Below are 13156 nucleotides of genomic sequence, written 5' to 3'. Positions count from 1 at the left end.
ATTTCGCATCCCAAGGAGAACGCCTCGTGACCGATCTGTCCAAAATCACCTGCATCGAAGATTTGCGCCGTGTGGCCCAGCGGCGGGTGCCGCGCATGTTCTACGACTACGCCGATTCGGGCGCCTGGACCGAAGGCACCTACCGGTCCAATGAGAGCGATTTCCAGGGCATCAAGCTGCGCCAGCGCGTGGCTGTGAACATGGATGGGCGCAGCACCCGCAGCACCATGATCGGCCAGGACGTGGCCATGCCCGTGGCCATCGCCCCCACCGGCCTGACCGGCATGCAGCATGCCGATGGTGAGATTCTGGGCGCGCGGGCGGCCAAGGCCTTCGGCATCCCGTTCACGCTGTCGACCATGAGCATCTGCTCGATCGAGGACATCGCCCAACACACCCAGGGCCACCCGTTCTGGTTCCAGCTGTACGTGATGAAGGACCGCGATTTCATCGAGCGCCTGATCGACCGCGCCAAGGCCGCCAACTGCTCGGCCCTGCAACTCACGCTCGACCTGCAGATCCTGGGCCAGCGGCACAAGGACATCAAGAATGGCCTGTCGGCACCGCCCAAGCCCACGATCCGCAACCTGATCAACCTGGCCACCAAGCCGCGCTGGTGCCTGGGCATGCTGGGCACGCCCCGCCGCTCCTTCGGCAACATCGTGGGCCATGCCAAGGGCGTGGGCGACCTGTCCTCGCTGTCGTCGTGGACGGCCGAGCAGTTCGACCCTTGCCTGAACTGGGGCGACGTGGAGTGGATCAAGAAGCGCTGGGGCGGCAAGCTGATTCTGAAAGGCATCATGGATGCCGAAGACGCCCGTCTGGCCGCCAACAGCGGCGCCGATGCGCTGGTGGTGTCCAACCACGGGGGCCGCCAGTTGGACGGCGCACCCTCATCCATCAAGGCTTTGCCCGCGATCGCCGAGGCCGTGGGCAAGGACATCGAGGTGTGGATGGACGGCGGCATCCGCAGCGGTCAGGACGTGCTCAAGGCCCGTGCCCTGGGCGCCCGCGGCACCCTCATCGGACGCAGCTTTCTGTACGGCCTGGGCGCCTATGGCGAAGCCGGCGTGACCCGCGCCCTGCAGATCATCCACAAGGAACTGGACGTGACCATGGCCTTCTGCGGCCACACGAAGATCGACACCGTGGACAAGGGCATCCTGCTGCCGGGGACTTACTGAGCGGTGGGCGAGGGGCTCTGCCCCTCATCCTGAGTCCGTGGCGCTGGCACTTGCTTGAATAGCCCTTCCAAGTTGGGCCACAGCCCTGACCAGCTGTTGTCTGCGGCATCGGAGCCTTGTTCGCCAAGGGTGCGCAAGCCCAGCCCGGCTTGTTGGGCCAGGGCGCTCAGTTCGCCCTCCAGACTGGGGGCGAGGCCCAGGCCGATCAGGCCGGGGCGCTGTGGACGTTCCAGCCGGGTGAGGCAGCGCAGGGCGTCGTGCATCAAGAGGCGGTCGTGCGTGGCATCGCCCTCGAACAGCAACAGCAGGTGGCCGTAGTCGGCCAGCAAGGCCTGCACGATGCCCAGTTCCAGGCCGGACTGGGGCAGGGCCACCACGCGCCGGGGCTGGCCCTGTTGCCCGAAATCGACATAGCGGATCGACAGGCTGGGGGCCTCTCCACCCGTGAAGCGGCCGTGTCCCACCTTGCGCCGGTGCTTTCTGGCCAGCCAATGCACCAGGCTGGTGGCGTGCTCGTTTTGCCGGGCGCAGACCATCAGGCGCTGCAGAGGCTGTGGCGGCAGGAAGGGGTTGCCACCCGTGGCGGCCAGGGGGGTGGACAGCAGGCGCAGCAACTGGGCCGGTGCCAGCGCCAGCCGCTGGCGTCGGGCGTGGCGGAACTGGTCGATGCGGCGGCCCAGGCTGTCGGGGGTTTCGGGGCTTTCCATGACGGCGCTGGACCACGGCACCAGCAGCCGGCGCTCGGCGGGCTCGCGGTGCAGCAATCGCATGTGGCGGTGGCGGGCATCGCGGGCGATGCGGGTCAGCACCTGGTCGATGGCCGTGCCCGGGCCTTCCAGCCAGTGCACAAACCAGCCGCTCTGGTAGAGCAGGGTGGAGGCCACCCCCATGGCGGCGTTGCGGGCGGCGGCCGAGGCCCCAATGTGCCTGACCTGGGCCAGCGGGGTGCCCTCGAAGCAGGCGCGGCTGGCGTAGACCACCGAGTCAACTGTCTCGGAGCGGGGCAGCAGAAAGTCGTCTGGCGTGAGCATGGCCCCCAAGCATCTCAGGTTTGCCTCACCCGTCTGCGGGCCAGCCCTGCCATCTCTTCCAGCTTTTGCAAAGCGCCAGTCCTGCGGTTGGTTTGGGGTGATGTCTGGGGCGCTATGCTTGGCTCTCATGAACCCGCCGGCCTCATCGCCCCCTCCGCTGCGGCGCATCGCGCACCTCGACATGGACGCCTTCTACGCGTCGGTCGAATTGCTGCGCTATCCGCAGCTCAAGGGGCTGCCGGTGGTGATCGGCGGTGGGCGCCGCAAGGAGGACGCAGTGCTGGCCGCGGGGGCGGCCCTGCCGCTGGAGGCCTTCGCGCGCCTGTCGGGCTACACCGGCCGGGGCGTGATCACCACGGCCACCTACGCGGCGCGCCAGTTCGGTGTGGGTTCGGCCATGGGGCTGATGAAGGCGGCCCGGCTGTGCCCGCAGGCCATCCTGCTGCCGGTGGATTTTGACGAGTACCGCAAGTACTCGCGCCTGTTCAAGCAGGAGATCACGGAGATCGCCCCGCTGATGGAAGACCGTGGGGTGGACGAGGTGTACATCGATTTCACCGGGGTGCCCGGCGGTCAGCGCGAGGGCGGCCGCGTGCTGGCCCGCCTGATCCAGAAACGGATTTTTGATGTGACCGGCCTGACCTGCTCGGTGGGGGTGGCGCCCAACAAGCTGCTGGCCAAGATGGCCAGCGAGTTCAACAAGCCCAATGGCATCTCGGTGGTGCGCGAGGCTGATCTGCAGACGAAGATCTGGCCCCTGGCCTGCCGCAAGGTGAATGGCATTGGTCCCAAGGCCGAAGCCCGATTGGCGGCGCAGGGCATCCACACCATCGGCGATCTGGCCACCCGCGACCGGGCCTGGCTGGTGGCCCATTTTGGCCGCAGCTATGGCGCCTGGCTGCACGATGCGGCCTGGGGCCGCGATGAGCGCCCGGTGGTGACTGAAAGCGAGCCGGTGTCGGTGAGCCGTGAAACCACCTTTGAGCGCGATCTGCATGCGGTGCATGACAAGGCCGAACTGGGCGCGGTGTTCACCCACCTGTGCGAGCGCGTGGCGGCCGACCTGCAGCGCAAGGGCTATGTGGGGCGCACCATCGGCGTGAAGCTGCGCTATGACGATTTCAAGAGTGTCACCCGCGATCAGACCCTGACCCAAGCCACGGCGGATGCGGCCCAGATCCGGCGTGCGGCCGGCCAGTGCCTGAAGCGGGTGGACCTGACGCGGCGTTTTCGCCTGCTGGGCGTGCGTGTGGGCAGCTTGCAGCGCCTGGGGCCGGATGGTCGACCTGTGCCGTTGGAACTGCCAGCCTCCGACCCTGGCGGGCAGCGCAGCCTGGACCTGCTGACCGAGCCCTTGTTCTGAGCCAGGGCCGCTGGTCGCTGTCGCCCGTTTGCCAGCGGCTTGATCGGCGCTCACGTTAAATTGAAACGTTCGGCTGCGAGCGGTTTTGCGGCCCGCCCCACCTCGACAAGACGGAGACCCCATGAAGTGCTTTGCCCTGACCCAGACCGACCACATTGCCCACCTGGTGTTGAACCAGCCCGAGGCCTTGAACACCATGCACCCCACCTTCTGGCGCGAGCTCGATGAGGCGCTGGAGCAGTTGAACCGCGAGGGGCAGGCGCGTGCGCTGGTGATCTCGAGCACGGGCAAGCATTTCAGCGCGGGCATGTCGCTGGACACCTTTGCCGGCGCCATCAGCATGGACGACCAGAGCCCCGAGGGCCGAGCCGCGGTGTTTGACCTGCTGACCGATATGCAGGCCACCTTCACCCGCCTGGAGACCTTGCGCATGCCGGTGATCGTGGCCATCCAGGGCGGCTGCATCGGCGGTGCGGTGGACATGGTGACGGCCTGCTGCATCCGCTATGCCAGCGCTGACGCATTTTTCTGTGTGCAGGAGATCAACATCGGCATGGTGGCCGATGTGGGCACCCTGCAGCGCCTGCCCAAGCTGCTGCCGCAGGCCCTGGTCAAGGAACTGGCCTACACCGGTCGCCGCCTGAGCGCTGAACGGGCCCAGGCGCATGGGCTGGTCAACGAGGTGTTCGAGAGCGCCGAAGCCACGTTGGAGGCGGCCCTGCAATGCGCACGCGAAATCGCGGCCAAGCCGCCCGTGGCCATCTGGGGCACCAAGCAGGCCATCCACTACGCACGCGACCATTCGGTGGAGGATTCGTTGCGCCAGATGGGCTGGTTGCAGGGCGCCATCTGGAGCAATGCCCATGTGCGCGAGGCTGTGTTGGCCATGAAGCAAAAGCGCGCTGGTGCTTTTCCACCCTTGTCGGCACTGACGCCCTTCAAATCGCTGGGTTGATGAGCCCAGTGTTCGGTTGGCGGACGTTGCTTGTTTTTTTCTTGCCGCGAATCAACCGTTCGTAAGCGCTAAGCGCTACAGTCATTTATTACAAGAGTAGAGCCAAGGCGCCAATGATGCGGCTGGCTCAGGGGAGGTTGGCGTTCTGCTGCAGCATGTGCGGCACAGTCTGGTCACGGCTGACGAGCGCCAATCCTGTCGGTGCTGCTTTTTGAGTTGTTACTGGATGGGGGTCTACATGCGCGTCAATCTGCCGGTGTCTCAACACGAATACGTGTTCGACGACGACCAATTGTTGGTGTCCACCACCGACACCCGTGGCGTGATCACCCACTGCAACCCAGCCTTTGTGCAGGTCAGCGGGTTCACTTACGACGAACTGATCGGTCAGCCCCACAACCTGATACGCCACCCGGACATGCCGGCGGCGGCCTTCAAGGACATGTGGGCCACGATTGGCCGCGGGCGGCCCTGGACGGGCCTGGTGAAAAACCGGCGCCAGAACGGCGATCACTACTGGGTGTATGCCAACGTGACCCCGGTGATGTCCAACGGCAAACCCACAGGCTACATGTCGGTGCGCATCAAGCCCACCCGCCAGCAGGTGCAGGAGGCCGAGCGCCTGTATGAGCAGCTGCGCCGCGACGAAGAGCAAGGTCGTGCCACGGTGTTGCTGCGCAGCGGCAAGGTGATCAGCCGCGACTGGGGTTCCCGCCTGCTGGGGCTGACCCGCCTGGACTTGCCCAGCACCTTGGGGCTGTGGTTGTTTCTGATGGCCTGCGGGGTGATGCTGCCCGATGTGACGGGGGTGTCGACCAGCCTGGCGATGGGGATCCGTCTGGCCGTGATGTTGCTTGGCGGCGTCGGGGTGGTGGCCTGGTTCCATGCCCGCGTCAGCCGCAGCCTGGATGAGGCGGTGCGTTTTGCGGGCGATCTGTCGGGTTGCAATCTGTCCACCTCGGTGGCCGTCAATTACCCCGAGCCCCTGGGGGGCTTGATGCAGCGGCTGCAGCAGATCCAGGTCAACCTCAAGGCGGTGGTGGGCGATGTGCGCTTCGAGGTGGCGGGCTTCACCCAGGCGGCCAGCGAGATCGCCCAGGGCGCTGACGACCTGTCGGGCCGCACCGAGACCCAGGCCAGCAGCCTGCAGGAAACCGCAGCCTCCATGGAGGAGATCTCCAGCACCGTGCGCCAGACGGCCGACACCTCGGGCAAGGTGTCGCATGAAAGCGAGCAAAGCCTGGCGCTGGCCGAGAAGGGTGGCACCGCGATGCGCGAGGCCGCCGAGGCCATTGGCACCATCGAGCGCTCGTCGGCCAAGATGAGCGAGATCATCGGCGTGATCGAGGGCATCGCGTTTCAGACCAACATCCTGGCCCTCAACGCGGCGGTCGAGGCCGCCCGGGCGGGCGAGCAGGGGCGGGGCTTTGCGGTGGTGGCCTCCGAGGTGCGGGCCCTGGCCCAGCGCAGCGCCACGGCCGCCAAGGAGATCCGCGAGCTGATCGGCAACTCGGCCCAGCAAGTGGGCGATGGGGCCCGGCAGGTGCAGGGTGTGGGGCACACCATCGAAGAGGTGGTGGCCTCGGTGTCGCGGGTCAGCACCCTGGTGGCGCAGATCAGTGCGGCGGCGCGTGAGCAGTCGACCGGCCTGTCGCAAATCAACGAGGCGGTGACGCAACTGGACGTGACCACGCAGCAGAATGCCGCCCTGGTGGAAGAATCTGCCGCCGCGGCGCAGACCCTGAGCCAGAGTGCGCGCTCCTTGCAGCGCTCGGTCAGCGTGTTCCGGCTCAATTGAGGCGGGCTGTACCCGCCACTGGCCTCACTGGCGGGCGGTGCGGGTGTTGGCAGGCAGCGCCTGGGGGTGGCTGGTGCGGAAAGGGTTGATGTCCAGCCCGCCGCGCCGCGTGTAGCGCGCATACACCGACAGCTTGATCGGCTGGCAGCGGCGCCAGAGGTCCATGAAGATGCGTTCCACGCACTGCTCGTGAAACTCGTTGTGGTTGCGGAAGCTCACCAGGTAGGCCAGCAGGCCGGCCTGGTCGATCTGGGCACCGCTGTAGCGGATCTGCACGCTGCCCCAGTCGGGCTGGCCGGTGACCAGACAATTGCTTTTCAGCAGGTGGCTGGTCAGGGTTTCGGTGACCGGGGCCTCGCCCACCTGGGCGCTCAGCAGCTCGGGGGCCGGCGTGTAGTGCTGGCATTCGATGTCCAGCCGGTCCAGGTTCAAGCCGTCGAGCTCGTGCACCGGTTCGCGGTCGAAGACCTCGGGGGCGAGCAATTTGACGCCCACGCTGCCAGGGTGCGGGGCGCCGCGCCAGGCGGCCTCGCTCAGGTCGGCGCGCAGCCGGGCCTGCACCTCGCTGGCATCCGTGAAGCGCGTGTTGTTGAAGCTGTTGAGGTACAGCTTGAACGACTTGCTCTCGATGATGTTGGGGCTTTCGCAGGGTACTGTGACATGGGCGATGGCCACCTGCGGCTTGCCGCGCAGGTTGAGCCAGGACAGCTCGAAGGCGGTCCACAGGTCGGCACCGAAGAACGGCGGGCTGCCTGAGATGCCGATCTCTTCGCGCTTGCCCAGGCGCGGGATCGGGAACAGCAGGCTGGGCTGGTACTGGTCGACGTAGGCCGAGGCCTTGCCGAGCTGGGATTGTTCTGGGGTGTTGGTCATGGGGGTCAGTTGAATTCGCGTTCGCGCAGCCACTTGGTGGCGATCCATTTCTCGCCGGCGATCACCGGTGAGCCGCCGTGCAGGGTGCGGGTGCTGGGGTGGGGGCGCTCGTAGCTGAAGAACACCGCGTTGCCGCGCTGCGGGGCGACTTCGAGGTGCACGTCGGGGAAGGTGGTACCGCCGCCTTTTTCGGGCTCGTTGAGGTACATGACCAGGGTGCCCACGCGCTGGCCACCGCGTTGGAGGATGGTGGGGGTGCCCGGCTCGTTCGGGTCGAAGTAATCGTAGTGGGGCTTGTATTCGGCGCCCGGCTGGTAATGCAGCACCTGCAGCCCCTCGCCGTTTTCGACGGGCCAGTTCAGCAGCCGTGCGATGCGCTGCTCGATGCGCTGGATCAGCTGGCTCTCGCCGCGCGAGAAGAACATGCCGTTGCTGGTGCGGTCCACGCTGACTTCTTCGCCCCCGGTCTGGGTGGCCACGGTGCGCGAGCGTGCCAGGCGCGGGCTGGCCGCGGCAATCAGGGCATCGCACTCTTCATCTGACAGGAACTGCCCAAACACCACGACGCGCGGCTGCACCATGGCCAGCAGCACGGGCACCTGCCGGTCGCCGGCGTCCACGCGCAGGGGGGATTCGGCCAGCGCGGGCTCGGGCACCGGGCTGCGGGCCGGCAGACCCTGGCGCAGGGCCCGGGCTTCCAGGTGGTCGCCGAGGGTGATCTCCATGGCCTCGATGGCCACTTCTTCAGACCAGCCCGAGGCCAGCATGGCCTTGAGCACGCTGGGGGCGTCGTGGCCGGCTTCGGCCTGTTCGACGATCCACTGGCGCAGGGCGGGGGTGATGGCTTGCGTGGTGGTGCTGCTGGAGGTGTGGGTCATCGGGAGTCGGTGAGGGCTGGATGAGGCGCCAATGCTAACGCCAAGCCAGCCTTCCCGGCGCAAGCCCTAGTTGGCTTCGACCTTGCGGCCGTGCAGGGGCTGGATGGGCCTTGCGTTGAAGGGGTACAGGCGCTGAAAGGCCCGGATCTGCTGGGCCGAGGCGGTGATGGGCTGCTGCAGCACCTGCCAGCGCACGCCTTCGCTGCAGGGCGGGGTGGTCAGCGAGCCCCGGTAGCGGTAGTAACGCCGGGACGTGGGCAACCAGTCGCTGACCTGCAGAGGGCTGGTCAAGGTCTGTGTCTCTCCGGCCTTGGCGGGCAGGTGGTCGAACACGGCCTGCAGGCCGGTGTTGGCCGCCCCTTGATCGATGAAGACGGCCAGCACCGCCAGTTCCCCACTGGCGTTGCGGTGCACCAGGTGGGCTTCCAGGGGGTGCGATCGGCCATTGACCCGCTCTTCGCTGGGGGTGTGGAAGTGGAACTGCTGCAGCTCGAAGCGCTCGCCGTCCAGCAGCAGGGCGCCAGCCTGGCTCAGGTTGACCTGCAGGGTGTGGCCATTGTTGAGCACGGTGGCGGGGCTGGCACGGTAGTCCCATTCCAGCGGAGGCAGGTCGGCCTGGACGGCGTGGCGGATGTCGATGGGGGATTGCTGGTGGCCGGTCTTGCAGCCTTTGAAGTCGGGGTCGACCTCCGCCCAGTGCGCCGCATCGTGGGGGCCGCGGTAGGCCCAGTGGGCGTGGCCGGGCTCGTCGGCTTGCGCCAGGTGGGCGCAACCCAGGGTCAGTGCGATGGCGGCAGCGGTGCGGATCGTGGTCCGGCGCGGTGAGGACTGGGAGGAGGGTGGGGACATGGGCGTGCCTTTCAAAAATGAAAGGCACTCTAGGTTGCCCCGACGGTCGTGCGGCCAGACTTCAGGTGCCGGCCGGCGCAAAGGCGGTTCAGGCTGTCCGGGCGGACTGGCGCGAGACCGGTCAGCCCAGGCGGCGCCGGAAGACGAGGCGATCGGTTTCCGACGCGGCGGCCTGGAAGGCATAGCCGTCGAGGTCAAAGCCCTCGAGCTGGCTGGGCAGGTTGACCCGGTGGGTGATGGCGTAACGTGCCATCAGACCTCGGGCCCGCTTGGCATGGAAGCTGATGATTTTGTAGCGATCGTCTTTCCAGTCTTCAAACACGCATTCGATCACTCGGGCCTTGAGCACTTTTTGCTGCACGGCCTTGAAGTACTCCTGCGAGGCCAGGTTGACGATCACCGGTGAGGCGTCGGCCTGCAGGCGCTGGTTGAGGTGATCGGCAATCTGCGGGCCCCAGAACTGGTAGAGGTCTTTGCCGCCCGGGTTGGCCAGGCGGGTACCCATTTCGAGGCGGTAGGGCTGCAACTGGTCCAGGGGGCGCAGCACACCGTACAGGCCGCTCAGGATGGCCAGGTGTTGCTGGGCCCACTGCAGGTCTTCTGCCGAGAGGCTGCGCGCCTGCAGGCCGTCGTACACATCGCCATTGAAGGCCAGCACCGCCTGGCGGGAGTTGTCGGCGGTGAATTGGTCCGACCAGGCCTCGTAACGGGCCACATTGAGGCTGGCCAGCTTGTCGCTCAAGCTCATCAGGCTGGCGATGTCGGCCGGGGTCTTCTGGCGCAGCACCTCGATCAGTTGTCGGGACTGCGGCAGAAATTGGGGCAGGGTGTGCGGCAGCCCGGCAGGCACGGGCGTGTCGTAGTCGAGGGATTTGGCAGGAGAGATCAGGAACAGCATGGCGTGGGTGTCGAAGCGGGTAGGGCGGTGGGACATCGGGCAGCCGAATGCGCTACCCGGTGGGCCTGTCAGCGCCTGATTGTGCCCACAAGCCGGAGACCCGGCGGGGCACCCTGGATTGGGCCGAGCCCTATGAAAAAAGCCCGGCACCCCCAAGAGGGGCCGGGCTGGATCAGGGCTGCGGCCGGTTCAGACCGGCCGGGGCTCAGGCTTGCTGTTCGAAGGGCAGCTTGAGCTCGCTCAGATCGCGGCGGGTTTCCACCAGGATCAGCGGGCCTTCGTCGAGCACCACCAGCGGGGGGCGTTCGCGCGGCACGTGCACCGGCTTGGGCTCGGCAGCGATGGCGGCCTGAACGGCAGCCACCTTGTCGGCGTCCGAGTTGACCCATTCCAGGCCGGCGCTTTGCGCCAGTTCCACCAGCGTGGGGATCGGCAGCTCAAAGGCTTGCACCTTGGGCAGGCCGGCTTCCACCGGGCTGGCGGCCGGAGCCGCCACCGGAGCCACGAAAGGCGCGGGGGCAGCCACAGGCTCCACCATCTCAACAGCCACCTGGGCAACCGGCTCGGCTTGAGCTGGTGCCGGCGCTGCGGCCTCGACCGGGGCCACCCAGGCTTCGGCGGGGGCGGCGGCGGGTTCGGCTGGCGTCACGTTGCTGAAGTAGCTGGCGCGGGGTTCGAACTCGGCCTGCTCCTGGCCTTCACGGCCTTCCGGGTTGGCCTGGCCGTCACGCGGTGCGCGCTCGCCCTGGCGTTCACGGCGGTCACGGCCGTAACGGTCACGCGAACGGCGTTCACGGCGTTCCTCGCCGCCACCTTCCACCGGGGTGGTGCGACCCTGGCCTTCGACCTGGGCGTCATCAGCCGAGGCGTCGATCGGGTTGCTGCCTTCCGGGGCCTGGGGCGCATCGCCCTGGCCTTCTGTGCGCGGGGCACGGTCCTGGCGTGGGCCGCGTTCACGGCGCTCGCCACGTTCACCGCGTTCGCCACGTTCACGGCGCGGGCGTTCGGCGCGAGCCTCGGTGTTCACCGGATTGCCGGCTTCATCCAGGCCCAGGTTGGCCACGGCGGCTTCGGGGGCCGCTTCGTTCAGGCCGTTGCTGCGCAGCTCGGCCGGGGCGCCGTTGGCACCCTGGTTCTCGGGGCGGCGCTCACGCGGGGCGCGGTCCGGGCGGCCTTCGCGGCGCGGGGCCTCGCCCTCAGGGCGTTCGCCACGCGGGGCACGGGTTTCACCGTCACGTGGGGCGCGCGGCTCACCGCGCTCGCCGTTGCGGCCTTCGCCACGTTCACCACGTTCGCCATTGCGGCGCGGGCCGCGGCCTTCGCCACGTTCCGTGCGCTCGCCATTGCGGTTCTCGCGGCCTTCGCCCCGTTCGCCCCGTTCGCCACGGCGGCCACCACGGCCTTCGCCGTTGCGCGACTCGCCGCGTTCGCCGTTGCGGCCTTCACGCTTTTCGTCCTTCTTGGCCTCGGCGGCCACAGGCGCCGGAGCGGGCGCCGCCACGGGCTTCACGCCGAACAGGCCCTTGAGCCAGCCGAAGAAGCCGGTGTCTTCGGGCACTGCCGGGGCGGGCGCGGCAGCCGGTGCGGCTGGAGCGGCCTTGTCGGCCTGGCGGCCACGGGCGGCCGAGGGCGCACCCTCGGGCTTGGGCAGGGCCTGGGGCGCCGGGGCGTCCGGCAGCACGCCCTTGATCACCGGGGTTTGCTTGTTGGTGGGCTCTTGCGAGCGGCGGGTGACGGTGGTCGGGTCCTCGATCACTTCGGCCATCTTGTAGCTGGCTTCCATGTGGTCCAGGCGCGGGTCGTCGTGCTTGAGGCGCTCGAGCTTGTAGTGCGGGGTTTCCAGCGCCTTGTTGGGCACCAGCATCACGCTCAGGCGCTGCTTGACCTCGATCTTGGCGATCTCGGTGCGCTTTTCGTTGAGCAGGAACGAGGCCACCTCGACCGGCACTTGCACGTGCACGGCGGCGGTGTTGTCCTTCATGGACTCTTCCTGGATGATGCGCAGGATCTGCAGCGCCGAGCTTTCGGTGTCGCGGATGTGGCCCGAGCCACCGCAGCGCGGGCAGGGGATGGACGAGCCTTCCGACAGCGCCGGCTTGAGGCGTTGGCGGCTCATTTCCATCAGGCCGAACTTGCTGATGGTGCCGAACTGCACGCGGGCGCGGTCCTGGCGCAGCGCGTCGCGCAGGCGGTTTTCCACTTCGCGGCGGTTCTTCGACTCTTCCATGTCGATGAAGTCGATCACGATCAGGCCACCCAGATCGCGCAGACGCATCTGGCGGGCCACTTCGTCAGCGGCTTCCAGGTTGGTGCGGGTGGCGGTTTCCTCGATGTCGCCGCCCTTGATGGCGCGTGCCGAGTTGACGTCCACCGAGACCAGGGCTTCGGTGTGGTCGATCACGATGGCGCCGCCCGAGGGCAGGGTCACGGTGCGGGCATAGGCCGATTCGATCTGGTGTTCGATCTGGAAGCGGCTGAACAGCGGGGCATCGTCGCGGTAGCGCTTCACGCGGGCGGCATGCTCGGGCATGACGTGCGCCATGAACTGGTGCGCCTGCTCGTAGATGTCGTCGGTGTCGATCAGGATGTCGCCGATGTCGTGGTTGAAGTAGTCACGGATGGCGCGGATCACCAGGCTCGATTCCTGGTAGATCAGGTAGGCGCCCTTGCCGCCCTTGGCCGCGCCGTCGATGGCGGTCCAGAGCTTGAGCAGGTAGTTCAGGTCCCACTGCAGTTCAGGGGCGCTGCGGCCGATGCCGGCCGTGCGGGCGATGATGGACATGCCGTTGGGGTATTCCAACTGGTCCATGGCTTCTTTGAGCTCGGCCCGGTCTTCGCCTTCGATGCGGCGCGAGACGCCACCGCCGCGGGGGTTGTTGGGCATCAGCACCACGTAGCGGCCGGCCAGGCTCACGAAGGTGGTCAGGGCCGCGCCCTTGTTGCCGCGTTCTTCCTTTTCGACCTGGACCAGCAGTTCCTGGCCTTCACGGATCACGTCGTTGATGCGCGCCTGGCTGGGCGATACGCCCGGGGCAAAGTACTGGCGCGAAATTTCCTTGAAGGGCAGAAAGCCGTGGCGGTCTTCGCCGTAGTCGACAAAACAGGCTTCGAGGCTGGGCTCGACACGGGTGACGACGGCCTTGTAGATGTTGCCCTTGCGCTGTTCGCGCCCTTCGATTTCGATTTCGTAGTCGAGCAGTTTCTGCCCGTCCACGATGGCCAAACGGCGTTCTTCCGCCTGGGTGGCGTTGATCAGCATCCGCTTCATGATGCGTGTCCTTCCTGGACCCTCAGGTCCATGCAATCGTCAAATCTTCAACAGGCCCG

At 67.3% G+C, this 13156-nt stretch carries 10 protein-coding genes; 4 read left to right on the top strand and 6 right to left on the bottom strand.

Annotation, left to right across the window (positions count from 1 at the left end; all coding sequences use genetic code 11):
- The first annotated feature begins 26 nt into the window (after positions 1–26).
- Positions 27–1184 (top strand): alpha-hydroxy acid oxidase, encoded by a 1158-nt coding sequence (locus F624_RS0114520; protein WP_019575043.1) that lies wholly within the window; start codon positions 27–29, stop codon positions 1182–1184.
- Here F624_RS0114520 and F624_RS34885 read toward each other — a convergent pair.
- The gene (locus tag F624_RS34885) at positions 1178–2215 is read right to left on the bottom strand and encodes a BLUF domain-containing protein (protein ID WP_019575042.1); all 1038 of its coding nucleotides are present in this window, start codon (positions 2213–2215) and stop codon (positions 1178–1180) included. The two genes, F624_RS0114520 and F624_RS34885, sit on opposite strands and share 7 nt — an antisense overlap.
- A 127-nt stretch (positions 2216–2342) precedes the next feature.
- Here F624_RS34885 and dinB point away from each other — a divergent pair, with 127 nt between their 5' ends.
- The 3 genes from dinB to F624_RS0114500 all read left to right on the top strand — a co-directional run bounded on the left by dinB (position 2343) and on the right by F624_RS0114500 (position 6331).
- Positions 2343–3578, top strand: a complete 1236-nt coding sequence (gene dinB, locus F624_RS0114510) for a DNA polymerase IV (RefSeq protein ID WP_019575041.1) — start codon at positions 2343–2345, stop codon at positions 3576–3578.
- Between the two features lie 121 nt (positions 3579–3699).
- A complete protein-coding gene (locus F624_RS0114505) occupies positions 3700–4533 on the top strand; it encodes an enoyl-CoA hydratase-related protein (protein ID WP_019575040.1) in 834 nt (277 codons plus the stop codon).
- A 238-nt stretch (positions 4534–4771) separates the two neighbouring features.
- Complete coding sequence (locus tag F624_RS0114500; protein WP_031255056.1) at positions 4772–6331, top strand: methyl-accepting chemotaxis protein; 1560 nt, start codon at positions 4772–4774, stop codon at positions 6329–6331.
- A gap of 24 nt (positions 6332–6355) precedes the next feature.
- Here F624_RS0114500 and queF read toward each other — a convergent pair whose 3' ends face one another.
- From queF to F624_RS0114475, 5 genes are all read right to left on the bottom strand, one after another.
- Positions 6356–7204, bottom strand: coding sequence for an NADPH-dependent 7-cyano-7-deazaguanine reductase QueF (gene queF, locus F624_RS0114495; RefSeq protein WP_019575038.1), 849 nt, complete (start codon positions 7202–7204; stop codon positions 6356–6358).
- Positions 7205–7209: 5 nt separating this feature from the next.
- Entirely contained in the window at positions 7210–8082 is an 873-nt protein-coding gene (locus F624_RS0114490) for a 2OG-Fe(II) oxygenase (RefSeq protein ID WP_019575037.1), read from the bottom strand.
- Positions 8083–8148: 66 nt separating this feature from the next.
- Positions 8149–8931 carry a carbonic anhydrase gene (locus F624_RS0114485; protein ID WP_019575036.1) on the bottom strand — a complete coding sequence of 261 codons (783 nt, stop codon included), beginning with the start codon at positions 8929–8931 and terminating at the stop codon, positions 8149–8151.
- Positions 8932–9052: 121 nt separating this feature from the next.
- Positions 9053–9829 carry a peroxide stress protein YaaA gene (gene yaaA / locus F624_RS0114480; protein ID WP_031255052.1) on the bottom strand — a complete coding sequence of 259 codons (777 nt, stop codon included), beginning with the start codon at positions 9827–9829 and terminating at the stop codon, positions 9053–9055.
- Between the two features lie 205 nt (positions 9830–10034).
- Positions 10035–13097, bottom strand: coding sequence for an Rne/Rng family ribonuclease (locus F624_RS0114475; RefSeq protein WP_031255050.1), 3063 nt, complete (start codon positions 13095–13097; stop codon positions 10035–10037).
- Between the last annotated feature and the right edge of the window lie 59 nt (positions 13098–13156).

It is taken from the genome of Curvibacter lanceolatus ATCC 14669 (assembly GCF_000381265.1).
GTDB lineage: Bacteria > Pseudomonadota > Gammaproteobacteria > Burkholderiales > Burkholderiaceae_C > Curvibacter > Curvibacter lanceolatus.
Note: the sequence above shows the minus strand (reverse complement) of the source record. Positions and strands in the feature narration are given on the sequence as shown.

Excerpts from the sequence above, each read along its gene's own strand:
- F624_RS0114500 (WP_031255056.1), top strand. The coding sequence starts at position 4,772 with ATGCGCGTCAATCTGCCGGTGTCTCAACACGAATACGTGTTCGACGAC.
- F624_RS34885 (WP_019575042.1), bottom strand. The coding sequence starts at position 2,215 with ATGCTCACGCCAGACGACTTTCTGCTGCCCCGCTCCGAGACAGTTGAC.
- F624_RS0114485 (WP_019575036.1), bottom strand. The coding sequence starts at position 8,931 with ATGTCCCCACCCTCCTCCCAGTCCTCACCGCGCCGGACCACGATCCGC.
- yaaA (WP_031255052.1), bottom strand. The coding sequence starts at position 9,829 with ATGCTGTTCCTGATCTCTCCTGCCAAATCCCTCGACTACGACACGCCC.
- F624_RS0114475 (WP_031255050.1), bottom strand. The coding sequence starts at position 13,097 with ATGAAGCGGATGCTGATCAACGCCACCCAGGCGGAAGAACGCCGTTTG.
- queF (WP_019575038.1), bottom strand. The coding sequence starts at position 7,204 with ATGACCAACACCCCAGAACAATCCCAGCTCGGCAAGGCCTCGGCCTAC.
- F624_RS0114505 (WP_019575040.1), top strand. The coding sequence starts at position 3,700 with ATGAAGTGCTTTGCCCTGACCCAGACCGACCACATTGCCCACCTGGTG.
- dinB (WP_019575041.1), top strand. The coding sequence starts at position 2,343 with ATGAACCCGCCGGCCTCATCGCCCCCTCCGCTGCGGCGCATCGCGCAC.
- F624_RS0114490 (WP_019575037.1), bottom strand. The coding sequence starts at position 8,082 with ATGACCCACACCTCCAGCAGCACCACCACGCAAGCCATCACCCCCGCC.